The 16,195-nt window shown below is 67.8% G+C and carries 18 protein-coding genes and 1 pseudogene; 12 read left to right on the top strand and 7 right to left on the bottom strand.

The annotated features are described in order from the left end of the window. Positions 1-133: 133 nt before the first annotated feature. The 5 genes from RGU41_RS12870 to RGU41_RS12850 are packed head-to-tail and all read left to right on the top strand — an operon-like array spanning position 134 to position 3,149. The gene (locus RGU41_RS12870) at positions 134-808 is read left to right on the top strand and encodes a response regulator transcription factor (protein ID WP_322137350.1); all 675 of its coding nucleotides are present in this window, start codon (positions 134-136) and stop codon (positions 806-808) included. Beyond that, positions 795-2,111: a sensor histidine kinase gene (locus RGU41_RS12865; RefSeq protein WP_322136422.1), complete on the top strand. Its 1,317-nt coding sequence runs from the start codon at positions 795-797 to the stop codon at positions 2,109-2,111. Before RGU41_RS12870 ends, RGU41_RS12865 begins: the two co-directional genes overlap by 14 nt. Next, positions 2,111-2,848: a hypothetical protein gene (locus tag RGU41_RS12860; RefSeq protein ID WP_322136421.1), complete on the top strand. Its 738-nt coding sequence runs from the start codon at positions 2,111-2,113 to the stop codon at positions 2,846-2,848. Before RGU41_RS12865 ends, RGU41_RS12860 begins: the two co-directional genes overlap by 1 nt. Then, a complete protein-coding gene (locus RGU41_RS12855; RefSeq protein WP_322136420.1) occupies positions 2,791-3,021 on the top strand; it encodes a hypothetical protein in 231 nt (76 codons plus the stop codon). Before RGU41_RS12860 ends, RGU41_RS12855 begins: the two co-directional genes overlap by 58 nt. After that, positions 3,018-3,149: a hypothetical protein gene (locus RGU41_RS12850; protein WP_322136419.1), complete on the top strand. Its 132-nt coding sequence runs from the start codon at positions 3,018-3,020 to the stop codon at positions 3,147-3,149. The genes RGU41_RS12855 and RGU41_RS12850 overlap by 4 nt, the downstream gene beginning before the upstream one ends. A gap of 252 nt (positions 3,150-3,401) precedes the next feature. On the opposite strand, the gene RGU41_RS12845 is transcribed toward RGU41_RS12850, so the two are convergent. Both RGU41_RS12845 and RGU41_RS12840 read right to left on the bottom strand, forming a co-directional pair. Then, on the bottom strand, positions 3,402-3,665 hold the full coding sequence (locus RGU41_RS12845) for a hypothetical protein (RefSeq protein WP_322136418.1): 264 nt from the start codon (positions 3,663-3,665) through the stop codon (positions 3,402-3,404). A 9-nt stretch (positions 3,666-3,674) separates the two neighbouring features. Further along, positions 3,675-5,288 (bottom strand): acyl-CoA carboxylase subunit beta, encoded by a 1,614-nt coding sequence (locus RGU41_RS12840; RefSeq protein ID WP_416172932.1) that lies wholly within the window; start codon positions 5,286-5,288, stop codon positions 3,675-3,677. A 175-nt stretch (positions 5,289-5,463) separates the two neighbouring features. Here RGU41_RS12840 and RGU41_RS12835 point away from each other — a divergent pair, with 175 nt between their 5' ends. Further along, on the top strand, positions 5,464-6,345 hold the full coding sequence (locus tag RGU41_RS12835; protein WP_322136416.1) for a biotin--[acetyl-CoA-carboxylase] ligase: 882 nt from the start codon (positions 5,464-5,466) through the stop codon (positions 6,343-6,345). Between the two features lie 7 nt (positions 6,346-6,352). Then, complete coding sequence (locus RGU41_RS12830) at positions 6,353-6,913, top strand: PH domain-containing protein (RefSeq protein ID WP_322136415.1); 561 nt, start codon at positions 6,353-6,355, stop codon at positions 6,911-6,913. Here RGU41_RS12830 and RGU41_RS12825 read toward each other — a convergent pair. Beyond that, positions 6,869-7,393 (bottom strand): GtrA family protein, encoded by a 525-nt coding sequence (locus RGU41_RS12825; RefSeq protein ID WP_322136414.1) that lies wholly within the window; start codon positions 7,391-7,393, stop codon positions 6,869-6,871. The two genes, RGU41_RS12830 and RGU41_RS12825, sit on opposite strands and share 45 nt — an antisense overlap. Before the next feature lie 122 nt (positions 7,394-7,515). Here RGU41_RS12825 and RGU41_RS12820 point away from each other — a divergent pair, with 122 nt between their 5' ends. The 3 genes from RGU41_RS12820 (at position 7,516) to RGU41_RS12810 (ending at position 10,582) form a co-directional block, all read left to right on the top strand. Beyond that, a complete protein-coding gene (locus RGU41_RS12820; protein WP_322136413.1) occupies positions 7,516-8,652 on the top strand; it encodes a 5-(carboxyamino)imidazole ribonucleotide synthase in 1,137 nt (378 codons plus the stop codon). A 104-nt stretch (positions 8,653-8,756) separates the two neighbouring features. Beyond that, on the top strand, positions 8,757-9,224 hold the full coding sequence (gene purE / locus RGU41_RS12815; RefSeq protein ID WP_322137349.1) for a 5-(carboxyamino)imidazole ribonucleotide mutase: 468 nt from the start codon (positions 8,757-8,759) through the stop codon (positions 9,222-9,224). Further along, complete coding sequence (locus RGU41_RS12810) at positions 9,221-10,582, top strand: LCP family protein (RefSeq protein ID WP_322136412.1); 1,362 nt, start codon at positions 9,221-9,223, stop codon at positions 10,580-10,582. Before purE ends, RGU41_RS12810 begins: the two co-directional genes overlap by 4 nt. Before the next feature lie 116 nt (positions 10,583-10,698). Here the strand turns inward: RGU41_RS12810 and RGU41_RS12805 are convergent, their stop codons facing one another. The 3 genes from RGU41_RS12805 to rfbB are packed head-to-tail and all read right to left on the bottom strand — an operon-like array spanning position 10,699 to position 13,681. After that, complete coding sequence (locus tag RGU41_RS12805) at positions 10,699-11,844, bottom strand: glycosyltransferase family 1 protein (protein ID WP_322136411.1); 1,146 nt, start codon at positions 11,842-11,844, stop codon at positions 10,699-10,701. Further along, positions 11,841-12,695 (bottom strand): dTDP-4-dehydrorhamnose reductase, encoded by an 855-nt coding sequence (gene rfbD / locus RGU41_RS12800; protein ID WP_322136410.1) that lies wholly within the window; start codon positions 12,693-12,695, stop codon positions 11,841-11,843. The genes RGU41_RS12805 and rfbD overlap by 4 nt, the downstream gene beginning before the upstream one ends. Beyond that, entirely contained in the window at positions 12,692-13,681 is a 990-nt protein-coding gene (gene rfbB / locus RGU41_RS12795; protein ID WP_322136409.1) for a dTDP-glucose 4,6-dehydratase, read from the bottom strand. The genes rfbD and rfbB overlap by 4 nt, the downstream gene beginning before the upstream one ends. A gap of 74 nt (positions 13,682-13,755) precedes the next feature. Here rfbB and RGU41_RS12790 point away from each other — a divergent pair. Continuing rightward, positions 13,756-14,363, top strand: a pseudogene (locus tag RGU41_RS12790) (dTDP-4-dehydrorhamnose 3,5-epimerase family protein). A 2-nt stretch (positions 14,364-14,365) separates the two neighbouring features. Then, a complete protein-coding gene (gene rfbA / locus RGU41_RS12785) occupies positions 14,366-15,232 on the top strand; it encodes a glucose-1-phosphate thymidylyltransferase RfbA (protein ID WP_322136408.1) in 867 nt (288 codons plus the stop codon). On the opposite strand, the gene RGU41_RS12780 is transcribed toward rfbA, so the two are convergent. Continuing rightward, entirely contained in the window at positions 15,229-16,134 is a 906-nt protein-coding gene (locus RGU41_RS12780; protein ID WP_322136407.1) for a glycosyltransferase family 2 protein, read from the bottom strand. The two genes, rfbA and RGU41_RS12780, sit on opposite strands and share 4 nt — an antisense overlap. Positions 16,135-16,195: the final 61 nt, after the last annotated feature.

Here is a 16,195-nt window from a genome sequence, read left to right as displayed (position 1 = left end):
TACGTGCAATGGAAGAATGTAGGAACTAGTGACGCACCCGACAACACCCGCGACCTCTCCGACCACGACGGCGGATGCCCCCGCCGGTCCGGCCGGTGCGACCGTGGGGTCGACGCACGCCACTGAAGCCCGTATGCCGCTCGACCACCCCGTCCGGGTGGGCATCGCCGACGATCACGAATCCGTCCGCCTCGGCATCCAGGCCGCCTGCGAGAACGTCGGCTACGAGGTCGTCGCAACCGCGGCGACCGTCCAGGGACTCGTCGACGGGATCGGCGGGCGTCCCTGCGACGTGATCGTGCTCGACCTCTCCCTCGGCGACGGCTCTCTCGTCACCGACAACGTGCACCTGGCCCAGAGCACGGGCGCCTCGGTGCTCGTGCACAGCATCGCCGACAGGGTCGCCCTCGTTCGCGAGGCCCTCGCAGCGGGCGCCGCCGGCGTCATCCCGAAGTCGTCGCCGACGACGACCGTGATGGCCGCGGTGGCCTCGGTCGCCCGCGGCGACGTGCTCAACAACCTCGAATGGGCGACCGCGATCGACGCCGACCGCGATTTCTCCAAGGCCCAGCTCGGCCGCAGGGAACGGGACGTGCTGCACCTCTACGCCTCCGGCCTTCCGCTCAAGATGGTCGCCATGCAGCTCGGCATCGCGCACTCGACCGCGCGGGAGTACCTCGACCGGATCCGCGTGAAGTACGTCGAGGTCGGACGTCCCGCGCCGACGAAGGTCGACCTGCTGCGCCGGGCCGTTGAAGACGGAATCCTGCCGGGGCTGGACCCGGATGGCGGAGATGGCCGCGGCTGAAGCAGCGGGCACGATCCCGCAGCTCCCGACACGGTTGCCTCCCGACCGCCTGGAACTCGTACCCGTCGCGGCGGAGGGCATCCGGGCGCCCGGCATCCGCCAGCCCCGCAACCCGATCAGCCGGTCCCGGATCGAGGTCGTGATCTCCCGGTCCGTCGCCGGGGTCGCCGTCGTCTTCTCCCTGCAGGCCCTCCCGGCGATGCTGCAGCAGATCCCGTTGCGGCTGCCGGTCATGGGCGTCGCGATGCCGGTCGCCCTCGCCGTGGCGGTCGCCGCCGTCGTAGTGGCCTCGATCACCAAGGTCGGAGTGCGCATCACGACCGGCGCCGTTGCACTCATGTATTTCGTCGCCCTGATCGGGTGGCCGTTCCTGATGCGGGACCCGGCGGCCGTCCTCGACGGGAAGCCCTGGCTCTGGTACGTCTGCACGGTCGCGACCTCGTGCGCGGCCATCTCGTTCCCGCTCGGCTGGGCGTGCGCGTACACCTTCGCCGCCCCGCTCGCCTACGGGATCGTGCGTTCGCTGCCCTCCGGCGGTGACGCGGATGCGCTGCTGGCCTCCCTCGACGCCGTCTACGCGACGCTCCTCGGCCAGGTCCTCCTGATCATAATCTTCATGCTGCGGCAGACGGCCGCCTCCGTCGACGCCGCGCAGACGAATGCGCTCAACAAGTACGCGAACGCCGTGCGCCAGCACGCCACCGAGGTCGAGCGCGTGCAGGTGGACTCGATCGTGCACGACAGCGTGCTCGCGACGTTCCTCGCCGCGGCCGCCGCCGGCAGCCCGAAGGCCGCGCAGCTCGCCTCCGGGATGGCCACCGACGCCCTCCAGCGCCTCACGGACGCCGCGATCACCCCGGCCGTCGACGACAGCACGGTGAGCTTCTCCGAGCTCGCCGGGCAGATCCGCCTCGCGGCCTCCCGGCTCGCCCGGCCGTTCACGATCGTCGAGTGCGCCATCCCGAAGCTCGCCGTGCCCACGCACGTCTCCGAGGCGATCCTCGCGGCCTCCGTCCAGGCCATGGCCAACAGCGTGGAGCACGCCGGCGCAGGCCCAGGTGCGCCCGATCCCGAGCGGGTGCTGACGATGAGTGCGAACAGCCAGGGCGGATGCACCATCCAGATTTCCGACACCGGCGTCGGCTTCGACCCGGCCCTCGTCCCGAGCGCGCGCCTCGGCCTGCGCATCTCGATCGCGGAGCGGATGCAGAGCGTCGGCGGCTCCGTGTCGGTGTGCTCCACGCCGGGGCAGGGCACCACGATCACCATCGAGTGGCCGAAGGACGGCGGGGTGACCCCCTGATGATCACCGTCCCACGCGGGCTCGTCCTGTTCCTCGCCGGCCTCTTCTCGGCGTACCACGTCGTGCTCGGCATCTACTCCATCGACCTGCCGCGCACCCCGGGACCGACGATCATCGCGCTCGCGCTCTACGCACTCGCGACGGTCCTGAGCCTCTGGCCGTCGAGCCCGATGCGGATGGGCCTTGCGCTCGCCTTCTTCAACGTCGCGGTCTGCGTCGTGATCCCGCTCCTCGTCGGCAGCCAGCTCGACGGCTCCGCCAGGAACGGCTACGCGACCTGGTACGTCGCCGCCGTCGGCACCCTCATGACGATTACGGCGACGCGCCGCCGAACGGCGCTCGCCTGGGTCGGTGTCGGCGCGCTCGTCGTGCACACGATCATCTGGGCCGGCCCGGCCCAGCTGCTCGACATGGGCGTGATCGGGAGTGTCGTCTGGGTGACCGTTGCCGTCCTCCTCGCCCGCGCCCTCGCCAAGGCGGGGCGTGACGCCCGCCAGTATGCGCTCGCGGAGCGGAGGCGACGGAGTGGCAGGCCGCCCAGGAAGCGCACCTGTTCGAACGCCAGGTGCGCCTCGCGCAGACGCTGCGCCTCGCGTCCCCCATGCTGCGCCGCATCATCGACAAGCGCGGCGAGCTCGACGCGGAGGACCGCCAGGAGTGCCGCTACCTCGAAGCCGCCGTGCGGGACGAGATCCGCGGCCGCAAGCTGCTCAACGACGCCGTGCGCGAGCAGGTGATGACGGCCAGGCGCCGTGGCGGCATCGTGACGCTTCTCGACGAGGGCACGATCGACGACCTCGACGGTGCCGAGCTCGAAACCGTCCTCAACCAGCTCGCCGCCGCCATCGGCGAATCGACGGCCGACACGATCATCGCACGCACCGCGGGGAAGGCTCGGCGACGGCCGTGACCGTGGTCGGCCTCAGCAGCGCTGATGCCCGGCTGAGCGCCCTGGGACAGGACTCACCGGAGCCCGAGGTCGACCTCTGGCTCGAGATCCCCAGAGACCCGGCCACGGCATCCGCCCTCGGCGCCTGAGGGCCTGCGGGGAACGGACCGGCCCGGAACGCAAAAAAGGGGACCAACCCGAAGGCTGGTCCCCTTTTTACGTTGTGCCAGGGCGACAACCCGAATGTCACCCTGACGTGCCCCCAGAATTCGCCTGCTTACCCTAGTCGACGAATTCTGGCTGTGTAACTCAGTGAGCGACACCTAGCAATATCTATAGTGGTCGAGCCGTTCGCAATTCAAAAGTCGGCATTTAGGGGGACCGGCCAGGACCCGGACGGTTCAGGCCCGGAACTCGCCCCAGCTGCTCTGCCCGGACACGAAGGGCGGCCGGATGGCCCGCTGGCCGGCCTGCCAGCCGCTGCGGGCGCCGGTCGGCTTCTTGTGCAGGCTGCCGGTCTCCTCGCGGAGCAGACCGTGCAGCACGGCGGACACGGCCGCGGCCTCGACCGGGCTGATGCCGCGGGTCAGGAACCGCAGGTGCGCCGGAGCATCCGCGGGGGTGCCCTCCGGTGCGTCCGGTCGGGCGTTCTCTTCGTCTGCCATGGTCGCTCCCTACAGCGGGATGTTGCCGTGCTTCTTGGGCGGCAGGCTCGAGCGCTTGGTGCGCAGGGCACGCAGCGCCTTGGTGATGGCGACCCGGGTGGCTGCCGGCTCGATGATCCCGTCGAGCTCGCCGCGTTCGGCGGCGAGGAACGGGCTCGCGACGTTGTAGGTGTACTCGTTGGCGAGGCGGGTGCGCACGGCGTTGACGTCCTCCTCCGCGGCTTCGGCTTTCTTGATCTCGGCGCGGTAGAGGATGTTCACGGCGCCCTGGCCACCCATCACGGCGATCTCGGCGGTCGGCCAGGCGAGGTTGATATCGGCTCCGAGCTGCTTGGAACCCATCACGATGTATGCGCCGCCGTACGCCTTCCGCAGGATCACGGTCACGAGCGGCACCGTCGCCTCTGCGTAGGCGTAGAGCAGCTTCGCGCCGCGGCGGATGACGCCGGTCCACTCCTGATCGGTTCCGGGCAGGAAGCCGGGAACGTCGACGAGGGTGAGGATCGGGATCGAGAACGCGTCGCAGAACCGCACGAAACGGGCGGCCTTCTCGCCGGCCTGGATGTTGAGCGTCCCGGCCATGGCGTTGGGCTGGTTGGCGACGATGCCGACGGACCGGCCCTCGACGCGGGCGAAGCCGACGACGATGTTCGGGGCGAACAGCGGCTGCGTTTCGAGGAAGTCGCCGCGGTCGACGATGTGCTCGATCACGGTCTTGACGTCGTATGGCTGATTCGGCGAGTCAGGGATGATCGTGTTGAGCGCGCGGTCGGCATCCGTCGTCTCGAGCTCCACGTCGCTGTCGAAGACCGGAAGCTCGGCGAGGTTGTTGTCCGGCAGGAAACCGAGCAGGGTGCGGGCGTAGTCGAGCGCGTCGGCCTCATCGCTCGCGAGGTAGTGCGCGACACCGGAGACCTTGTTGTGGGTGAGCGCGCCGCCGAGCTCCTCCATTCCGACGTCTTCGCCGGTGACGGTCTTGATCACGTCGGGGCCGGTGACGAACATCTGGCTGATCTTGTCGACCATGATCACGAAGTCGGTGAGTGCGGGGGAGTAGACCGCGCCACCGGCGGCGGGGCCGCAGATGATCGAGATCTGCGGGATGACGCCGGAGGCTGCGGTGTTGCGGCGGAAGATCTCGCCGTACTTGCCGAGGGCGACGACACCCTCCTGGATACGCGCTCCGCCGGAGTCGAGGATGCCGATGATCGGCACGCCCGTCTTGAGGGCGAGGTCCATCACCTTGATGATCTTGTCGCCGGCCACCTCGCCGAGCGATCCGCCGAAGATGGTGAAGTCCTGCGAGTAGACCGCGACCTGGCGCCCGTGGATCGTGCCGGTGCCGGTGACGACCGCGTCGCCGTACGGCCGCTTCTTCTCCATGCCGAAGCCGTGGGTGCGGTGGCGCACGAACTCGTCGAGTTCGACGAACGAGCCCTGGTCGAGAAGGAGCTCGATACGCTCGCGCGCGGTCATCTTGCCCTTGGCGTGCTGTTTTTCGATCGCCGCCTCACCGCTCGCGGTCACGGCTTCGTGATAGCGAATCTTGAGGTCGGCGAGCTTTCCAGCCGTCGTGTACAGATCTGGTCCCGAAACGGGCGAATTGTCACTCACGCCGTTCACTCTACCGGCCAGCCCTCGGCCCGGACCGTTGACGAAACCCTACAAAACCCGGCCCGATCGCTGGCCGTTCTGTTCCCCCGGGCGGGCATAACTCCTGCAGATTCCGCAAATTCGGTTCAAAATGTGGCATCGGGGGCATCTTCCGGGAGAATTGCAGGAAGCGGAAGTAGGTCAGATGCAGTTTCCACTCAGCCGTGAGGCGGTGAGCCGGTTCGACTACCTCGACGAGGCCGGGTCCACGAACGACGTGCTCGTCGGCCACGCGACGGGGGCGGATGCCGCCGGCTGGCCGCACCTGTCGACCGTCGTCACCGACAACCAGACCCGCGGCCGGGGCCGGCTCGGCCGCACCTGGCTCGCCCCCACCGGCAAGTCGCTCGCCATCTCCGTGCTGCTGCGCCCGCTCGTCGGAAAGGGCACCGGCGAGGGCGCCCCGCTCCCGGTGGACCGCTTCGGCTGGTTCCCGCTCCTCGCCGGCGCCGCGATGACCATCGCCGTGCGCGCAGAGGTCGAGGCGAGCCTCGTCGCGGGCGCCCCGTCCGCCGGCACGTCGGCCGCCGGCCCCGACGACGGTGAACACCCCGCCCACGAGGTCACCCTGAAGTGGCCCAACGACGTGCTGATCGACGGCTACAAGGTGTCCGGCATCCTCTCGGAGCTGCTGCCGGACACCCGCGGGCTCGTGATCGGCACGGGCCTCAACCTCTCGCTCGACGAACACGACCTGCCCACGCTCACCTCGACCTCGCTGCTGCTCGTGACCGGCCGGGCCCCCGAGGCGGATGCCGTGCTCGCCCGCTACCTCATCGAACTCTCCCGTCTCACGGCCGAGTTCCTCGCGGTGAACGGGGACCCGGTCGCGAGCGGTCTCCTTGGCACCGTCACGGCACTGTGCGGCACCCTCGGCTCGAAGGTGCGGGTGCAACTGCCCGGCGGTGACGACCTCGTCGGGGTCGCGATCGCGCTCGACGAGTCGGGCCGGCTGATCGTGGAGAACCAGGCCACCGGCGAGCCGCAGGCCGTCGCGGCGGGCGATGTGACCCACCTGAGGTATTAATAGGGTCATGACGAACAACAGGGGGACGGGCCCGGCAGATCCGGGGGCTCCGGCCGAACGGGTCGTGGCCGCGCTGCGCCCGCACGGTCGCGTGCTGCTCTGGCCGACCCTTGCGCTGGTCGGCGTCTGCACGGCAACCGGGTATTTCTACGGCAACCTCGCGGAGCCGTGGCAGGACAGCGCCCTGCTCTGGGTCGCGGCCGCGGTCGTCGTGCTGGTCTGGCTGCTGCCGCTCGCGTCCTGGCTGAACCGGCGGTACACGATCACGACCCGGCGCATCATCTTCCGGCGCGGTTTCTTCGTGCGGACCCGGCAGGAGCTGCTGCACAGCCGTGGCTACGACGTGAGGGTGCGGACGACCTGGCTGCAGACCCTGAGCGGTTCCGGCGACGTGATCATCGCCTCCGGCTCCGAACGGCCGCTCGTGCTGAAGGACGTTCCCAATGCGACCCTGGTGCAGCGCGTGCTGCACGACCTCATCGAGCAGTCGCAGACCGGATTCGATTCGCGGCGGCGCGAGGAATCAGCGTTCGCTGCCGACCAGACGACCATCTGGAATGGTCGCTAGGCTCGCCGTTACCGGAGCGACAACGCGACGGTGCGGGGCGAAGACCCAGTAGCGGTAGAGCACGAAGCGGAAGATCGCGCCGAGGATGAGGCCGATCACGTTCGAGGAGATGTTGTCGGCGACGACGCTGGTGTGGCCGAGCACGTAGTGGCTCACCCACAGGCAGGCGAGTCCGATGCCCATACCGACGAGGCTGACGCCGAAGAATTCGATTCCTTCGCGGAGGGTCTGGGACTGGCGGCTCTTGCCGAAGGTCCAGTACCGGTTCCCGATCCAGTTCACGGCGATGGCGAGGATGGTCGAGACGACCTTGGCGTAGATCGGCCCGGCGTGGACCAGGTGCGGATCGAAGACCGTGGTGCGGAGCAGATTGAACACCGAGAAGTCGACGGCGAAGCCGACGAGTCCCACGGCGCCGAAGCTCGCGATCTGAATCGCGAGAGCGACGAGCCGTGCTGATTTTCCCGAGGTAATCGGCATACATCCATCCGGTCTATGGGCGAAGATAGAACAACAATCCACGAGTCTACGGCGCAGACACCGCCTCAGACTGAAAATCGGTGCGTCCGAAAATGAAGGGTCGCACAGAAATCGGTGACGAAATGAGCACGACAGTCGGCGTAATCGGGGGCGGCCAGCTGGCCAGGATGCTGATCCCCGCTGCGGTGAACCTCGGGATCGACCTGCGTGTCCTGGCCGAGGCCGACGGCATGTCGGCCGGCCTCGCCGCGACGAGGGTGGGGGACTATCACGACCTCGACACGGTCCTCGCCTTCGCCGAGACCGTCGACGTGATCACCTTCGACCATGAGCACGTGCCCCAGGCCGTGCTCCGTGAACTCGTCGCCCGCGGGGTCACCGTGCGCCCGGGACCGGAGGCCCTCGTCTTCGCCCAGGACAAGATCGAGATGCGCCGGCGCCTCGGCGAGCTCGGGCTCCCGGTTCCGGACTGGGCGGCTGTCGAGAACACGGCTGAGCTCGCCGTCTTCATCGCCGACCACGGCGGCCGCGCCGTTGTCAAGACGCCGCGGGGCGGCTACGACGGCAAGGGCGTCCGGGTGGTCACGCACAAGCACGAGGTCGACGACTGGTTCATCGCGCTCGCCGAGGACGCCAACGGCGGCGCCCTGCTCGTCGAAGAGCACGTGCCGTACACCCGGGAGCTGGCCCAGCTCGTGGCCAGGCGCCCGTCCGGCCAGGTCGCCGTCTGGCCCGTCGTCGAGACCGTGCAGCGCGACGGCGTCTGTGCAGAAGTGATCGCCCCCGCGCCGCTGTCGAGCGGACGACTCGCGGCGGTCGCCGCCGACATCGCCATCAGGGTCGCGGAGGGCATCGGCGTGTGCGGCGTGATGGCCGTCGAGCTCTTCGAGACGACGGATGAGCGCCTCCTGATCAATGAGCTGGCGATGCGCCCGCACAACAGCGGCCACTGGTCGATCGAAGGATCGACCACGAGCCAGTTCGAACAGCACCTCCGTGCCGTCCTCGACCTCCCGCTCGGTGCGACGACGCCGCGCGACGAGTGGTCGGTGATGGTGAACATCCTCGGCGGACCCGCCGAAGGCACGCTCGCCGATCGGTACCCGGCGGCTTTCGCCGCGCATCCGTCGGCGAAGGTGCACAACTACGGGAAGGACCCGCGACCCGGCCGCAAGGTCGGCCATGTCACCGTGGGAGGGGCGGATCTGGACGACGTCGCCTATGAAGCGCGTGCCACTGCGGCGTTTTTTCAGGACTGACACCTAAGATCGACTGCGTGCCCGAGAACCCCATAGCAACCACCCCGCTGTCGGAGAACCGAGAAACGCCCCCGGTGCCGCACGCGCCGCTCGTCGGCGTCGTCATGGGCTCCGATTCCGACTGGCCGGTTATGAGCGACGCCGCGCAGCTCCTGCGCGACTTCGGGATTGACTACGAAGTCCAGGTGGTGTCCGCGCACCGCACGCCCAGGAAGATGATCGCCTATGGCGAAGACGCCCACGGGCGCGGCCTCAAGGTCATCATCGCCGGCGCCGGCGGTGCAGCGCACCTCCCCGGCATGCTCGCCGCCGTCACCGCGCTTCCCGTCGTCGGCGTTCCCGTTCCACTCAGCCGGCTCGACGGCCTCGACTCCCTGCTCTCGATCGTGCAGATGCCGGCCGGAGTGCCCGTCGCGACCGTCTCCATCGGCGGGGCCCGTAACGCGGCGCTCATCGCCGTGAAGATCCTGGCCCTCGCCGACGCTGGCCTGCACGACAAACTCGTCGCCTACGCACTCGACCTTGCCGCCCAGGTCGAACAGAAGAATTCGGATCTCCAAGCCAAGCTATGAGCATCGCCACCAATCCGATCAGGAACCCGGAATCCGGGTCCGCCCGTGTGATGACAAAACGGGCCTGGTGGCTCGTGCTGCTGAACGTCGTCCTGCCCGGCTCGGCGCAAGTGCTCGCCGGCAGTCGCAGCCTCGGCCGGTTCGGCCTGCGCTGCACGTTCACCCTGATCGGCCTTGTCGTGATCGTGGGGCTCGCCTACCTGTTCTGGCCTGAGTTCGTGCTCACGGCTTTCACCAACTCGATCGGGCTCTGGGTCGCCGCAGCGGTACTGGTGTTCTACGGCATCGTCTGGGTCGTGCTGACCCTCGACACCCTCCGGCTCGTGCGCCTCGTCAAGGCGGGCCCCGGTGCCCGCCCCCTCATCGCCGGATTCGCGACCGTGATCATGGTCGTCATCGCCGGAACGGCCGGCTACGGCGCCTACGTCGCCGCGACGGCGAGCGACTTCCTGTCCTCGGTCTTCGTGGCCGGGCCGACGGTCCCTCCGGTTGACGGGCGCTACAACATCATGCTTCTCGGCGGCGACGCCGGAGCCGACCGGTCGGGTCTCCGCCCGGACAGCATCACCGTTGCGAGCATCGACGCGACCACGGGCCAGGTCACCATGATCGGCCTGCCCCGCAACCTCGCATACGTGCCCTTCGTAGCGAATTCCCCGCTCGCCGCCGAGTATCCCAAGGGATACGGATACCACGACACCTGCAGGGTCGACGCGTGCATGCTCAACTCGATCTACACCGAGGTCGAGCTGAAGAGCCCCGAGATGTACCCGAAGGCCATCGACGCCGGCAGCGAGCCCGGTATCGAGGGCATGCGGGACGCCGCAGAGGGCATCACCGGGCTGACCATCCAGTACTACGGGCTCATCGACATGCAGGGCTTCTCCGAACTCGTCGACGCGCTCGGCGGCGTCGAAATCAACGTGACCGAACGCGTGCCGGTCCACACCGACGACACCTTCACCACCGTGCTGTTCTGGTTCGAGCCGGGCATGCAGCACATGGACGGCTACCACGCACTCTGGTACGCCCGCTCGCGGCACGGCACGAGCGACTACAGCCGCATGGAGCGCCAGCACCAGCTTCAGGAGGCGATCCTCGCCCAGGCCAGCCCCGCCAACGTGCTCGCCAAGTTCGAGTCCGTGGCCTCAGCCGGGTCCCAGGTCGTGAAGACCGACATCCCGCAGAGCATGCTCGGCTACTTCGTGACGCTCGCCGCCAAGACCAAGACGCACCCGATCAACACGGTCGAGCTGACCCCGGCGAACAACGTCGACCCGGAGAATCCCGACTACACCGTGATCAGGTCACTGATCAACGCGGCCCTCACCCCGGCCACCGCGACGCCCACCCCGTAGCCCCGCGCCCGTAGCCCCGGTTGAGATGCCGGGAAAACGCCCTCACCGCGCCCGGACGGGCCGCAACTCAGCACGGGGCAGGGCGATACTGCTCGAGTGGATGCCTCGCTCGGCCCCTACAGGTCTGCGTGCAGCTGCCAGACACGCTCGGCGGAATCCCGCCAGCTGAAGGCCTTCGCCCGGTCGCCGCCGTAGACGCGCAGCCTCTGCACGAGGGCCCGGTCGGTCAGGACCCGGGCGATGGCCTCGGCGAGGCGTTCGGGGTACCCGGCGGCATCCTCGCGCTCGACGACGAGACCGGCATCGCCGCCCGCCTCGAGGAGAGCGGGAGCGTCGGAGTGCACGACCGGGGTGCCGACGTGGAAGCCCTGGATGATGGGCAGCGCGAACCCTTCCTCGAGGCTCGGGACGACCAGCACGTTCGCGCGGGCGATCACGACGGCGAGTTCCTCGTCGGTGAGCGCGGGCATCGCCCGCACCCGTCCCGGCGTGAGTCCGGCCTCCTCGGCGACGGAACCGAGGTCGACTTCGCCCCAGGTGTCCGGTCCGACGACGATCAGCGGCAGGTCAGGAGCGCCCGGCAGGCCGAGGGCCGTGATGAGGGCCGTGACGCCCTTACGCGGCTCGAGCGTTCCGACGGTGACGATGTATTCGGACGGCAGGTCGAGGGCCGTGGCGAGCAGCTCAGTGGCCGAAGAGTTGGACGGCAGCCGGAAGCCGGTGCCGACGGCGCCCCCGATGACGCGCACCCTGTCGCCGAGGTCGACGATCTCGGCGAGTTGCGCTGCGACGGCATGGCTCGGCACGACGATCGCGTCCGCGTGCTTCCGTGCACGCTTCATCCGCGCCTTGGTCCAGGCAACGGTCGTCGGGGTCAATGCCTCAGGATGCGTCCACGCGAGCACGTCGTGCACGGTCACGGCGACCTGCGTGTGGTCGTTCACCCGGTCGTGACGGCGCAGCGGAGCCATCAGGCCCGGCGCGTGGATCATGCCGGGCCCGGGGGACGTGGTCACCCCGAGCTGCCAGGCCGCGGCGAGCTCGCGACGGGGGAGCGCGGTCTTGTAGAGCCCGGCGAGCCCGGGCAGGGCCGCCTCGATGGCGGCGTACTGCTCGGGCTGCGACGCGGAGACGATGCCCTCAACCTCGCAGTTGAGCGGAGCGCTCGCGATGAGCGCCCGGGTCAGCTCCTCGGTGTATCGACCGATCCCGCCGGGAACCGGCGCGATCATCTGGTCGACGATAACCCGCAGTGTGATCATTCGGTTTTGAGGACTCCTTCGGCCACGGCCTGGGTGAGGGCGTCGTGCCAGTCGCGCATGGGGGTGAGTCCGGCGTTGGCCCAGGCATCGTGGCCGAGTACGGAGTAGGCCGGGCGGGGTGCCGGCCGCACGAAGGAGGCCCCGTCGGTCGGGTGCACCCGGGCGGGATCGAGGCCGTTGGCTTCGAGCACGGCCTGGGCGAAGCCGAACCAGCTCGTGACACCGGAGTTGGTGCCGTGGTAGATCCCGGCGGGGGCATCGGCGTCGAGCAGGGCGACGATCTGCGCGGCGAGGTCCACGGTCCAGGTGGGCTGGCCGACCTGGTCCTCGACCACGTTCAGGGTGGGGTGGGTGGCGGCGAGTTTCAGCATGGTTTTAGGAAAGTTCGGACCGTTCTTCCCATAGAGCCATGCGGTGCGCACGATGTAGGTCTTGCCCGGGTTCTCGGCGAGGACGAATTCCTCGCCGGCGGCCTTGGTCCGCCCGTATGCGGAGATCGGTGCGGCGGGTGCGTCCTCCTGGTAGGGGGACTCGGCGTTGCCTGCGAAGACGTAGTCGGTGGAGATCTGCACGAGGCGCGCTCCGGTTGCTTTCGCGGCGCGGGCGAGGTTCCGCGGTCCGACCGCGTTCAGCAGGTAGGCGGCGTCCTCGTTCGTTTCGGCGTCGTCGACCTTCGTGTACGCGGCCGCGTTGATCACGACGTCGAACCCGGTCACGGCCGCCTGGACGGCGGCTTCATCGGTGATGTCGAGTTCACCGCGGTCGAACGCGGTCACGTCTTGCCCGGTCAGGGCTTTCTGCAGGTCGCGGCCGAGCATCCCGGCAGCGCCGGTGATCAGGTACCGGGTCATGAGCCGAGTGCCGCGCGGGCCTTGAGGGGTTCCCACCAGGCGCGGTTGTCGCGGTACCACTGCACGACGTCGGCGAGGCCCTTCTCGAAGGGGACCTGCGGGGCGTAGCCGAGTTCGGCCTGGATCTTGCTGATGTCCACCGAGTAGCGCAGGTCATGGCCGAGACGGTCAGCGACCCGGTCCACGTAGGACCAGTCCTTGCCGGTGGAGTCCAGCAGCAGCTGGGTCAGTTCGAGGTTGGTCAGCTCGGTGCCGCCGCCGATGTTGTAGATCTCACCGGCACGACCGCCGACGAGGACCATCGCGATCGCGCGGGTGTGGTCGTCCACGTGCAACCAGTCGCGGATGTTGTTGCCCGCCCCATACAGGGGAACGTGCTTGTCGTCGATCAGGTTCGTCACGAACAACGGGATGACCTTCTCGGGGAAGTGGTACGGGCCGTAGTTGTTCGAGCAGCGCGTGATCGACACGTTCAACCCGTGGGTGCGGTGGTACGAGCGGGCGAGCAGGTCACTGCCGGCCTTGGAAGCGGAATACGGGGAGTTGGGTTCCAGGGCGCGTTCCTCGTTCCAGGAGCCCTCCGCGATCGACCCGTAGACCTCATCCGTGGACACGTGCACGAACCGGGCCAGGTTGTGGCGCAAAGCGGCGTCGAGGAGCTGCTGGGTGCCGAGAACGTTGGTCTCGACGAAGATGGAGGCGTCGCGCACGGACCGGTCCACGTGCGACTCGGCCGCGAAGTGCACCACCGCGTCCAGGGACGGGAAGATCGTGTCGAGCAACGCCGCATCGCGGATGTCGCCGTGCACGAACGAGTACCGGGGCGAATCGGCGATCGGCGCAAGGTTCGCCAGGTTGCCCGAATACGTCAACGCATCCAGGACGACGACCTCGGCCCCTTCCAGACCCGGGTAGGCGTCTTCGATGGTGCGACGAACAAAGTTGGAGCCGATGAAACCGGCGCCGCCGGTAACGAGGATCTTCATATAAGAGGTGACCATTCCGTTTGCTGAAAGTATCGCTTCAATGCTAGCGGTACCCGCTTGGTAGACTTCTGCGCGTGCAGATCCGCGAACTCTCCATCCCCGATTCCTACGAAATCACTCCGAAGCAGTTCGGTGACGACCGGGGGTGTTCCTGGAATGGGGCAGGTTCGACCGCCTCGAGGAATCGATCGGCCACAAGCTCAACGTGGTGCAGGCGAATACGAGCGTCTCCAAGCGTGGTTCGGTGCGCGGCATCCACTTCGCGGACATTCCGCCGAGCCAGGCCAAGTACGTCACCGCGACCTACGGCGCCGTCCTGGACTACATCATCGACATCCGGGTCGGTTCGCCGACGTTCGGCCAGTGGGACAGCGTCCTCCTCGATGACACCGACCGTCGTGCCGTCTACATCGCCGAGGGCATCGGGCACTGCTTCGTCGCCCTGACCGACAACGCCACCGTCAGCTACCTCGTGACGGCCCCGTTCAACCCGGGCCGCGAACACGGCATCAACCCGCTCGACACCGACATCGGACTGGTGTTCCCGCCCGAGGCCGGCGAACTCCTGCTCTCCCCGAAAGACACCGACGCCCCCGGACTCGCCGAGTCTGCCGCGAACGGGCTTCTCCCGACCTGGGCAGACGCGAAGGCGTTCTACGCGGCACTGAACGAAGGAAACTAGACATGCGCGGAATCATCCTCGCCGGCGGCTCCGGCACACGCCTGTGGCCGATCACCAAGGGCATCTCCAAGCAGCTGATGCCCATCTACGACAAGCCCATGATCTATTACCCCTTGTCGACGCTGATGATGGCCGGGATCAACGAGATTCTGATCATCACGACCCCGGAGTACAACAGCCAGTTCCGTGCCCTCTTCGGCGACGGATCCAGCTTCGGCGTTCGCATCGAATACGCGGTACAGCCGTCGCCTGACGGCCTCGCCCAGGCGTTCATCATCGGCGAGGAATTCATCGGCGACGACAGTGTCGCCCTCGTCCTCGGTGACAACATCTTCCACGGCGCCGGCCTCGGCTCAGCCCTCCGCAACCACACCGACATCGACGGCGCGCGGATCTTCGCGTATCACGTGAGCAATCCGACCGACTACGGTGTCGTCGAATTCGACGAGAACATGACGGCCGTCTCGATCGAGGAGAAGCCCGCCAAGCCCAAGAGCAACTACGCGGTGCCCGGACTGTACTTCTACGACAACTCGGTCATCGAAATCGCGAAGTCCATCGAGCCCAGCGCTCGCGGCGAGCTCGAAATCAGTACCGTCAACGAGCGTTACCTGGAACAGGGAAAGCTGCGGGTGCAGGTGCTCGATCGCGGCACGGCCTGGCTCGACACCGGTACCTTCAAGTCCATGATGCAGGCCTCGGAATACGTGCGCGTGATCGAAGACCGCCAGGGCTTCAAGGTTGGCTGCATCGAGGAGATCGCCTGGCGTGCCGGTTGGATCGACAGCAAGCAGCTGGCCGTTCTCGCGGCACCGCTGCAGAAGAGCGGTTACGGCAAGTACCTGAGCGGCCTCGTCGCGACCCTCTAACGCGTGGCGCGTCGTTCCGCGAAGTGGGCCCGGATACCCAGGCCGGCAGCGAGGACGACGCGCACGGGCCAGAACAATGGCCCGGGGTAGCGCCTGAAGAGGAACTTCCGCGCACTGTCGTGGTGGGCTCGCACCATGCGTGCCGACTCTCCACCCTGGGTCGAATGCGCTCCGGTGTGCACGACGACGGCGGATGGCGCATAGACGCTGCGCAGGCCGAGCTTGCCGATCCGGAAACCCAGGTCGACATCCTCGAAGTACATGAAATAGGACTCATCGAAGCCGCGCAGCTCGTCGAAAACCGAACGGCGAATAACAAGGAACGCGCCCGATAGCCAGCCGGCGTCTCTCTGAACGAGGACCTGGTCCGTTTCCGCGCGGTATCGGCGCGTCCACGGATTAGCGGGCCAGATGTTCGCGAAGAGGGCATGTCCAACACCGGACCTCAACGATGGAATGGCACGTGCCGACGGGTAGACCGTGCCGTCGGCCTCGAGGATGCTGGGTCCGACGGCGGCAATTCCCGAGTCGCTACGAGCAACGGCGAGAAGGCGGTCGATCGCGCTCGAATTCGCAACGACATCGGGGTTGCTGACGACTACCCAATCGATTTCCGGAGGCAGCCCCGCAACGGCGACGTTGATGGCGTGACCGTATCCGCGATTCGCGGAGAGGGGTAGATAGACCGCCCCTGCGGCGCGAGCGATTGTCGATACCGCCTGCGAATCATCGGTCGGCTTGTTGTCCGCGACGACGATGTAGAGCGGCGTCGAGGCCGCCGCGGATAGCGACGAGAGAAACGGCGCCAACACGACTTCTGAGCCGTAACTGACGGTCACGACTGCGACGCGTGCAGCTTCCGGAGAGGGGGTGGGTGCGGTGGACATAAGTCCCATCATCATAGTTCTAGGCTAGATTGGTCTGCGGCCATCCCGACCGGCCGCTCAGTGAGGCTACATGCGA

It is taken from the genome of Cryobacterium sp. 10C3 (assembly GCF_034314285.1).
In the GTDB taxonomy this organism is placed as follows: Bacteria; Actinomycetota; Actinomycetes; order Actinomycetales; family Microbacteriaceae; genus Cryobacterium; species Cryobacterium glucosi.
Note: the sequence above shows the minus strand (reverse complement) of the source record. Positions and strands in the feature narration are given on the sequence as shown.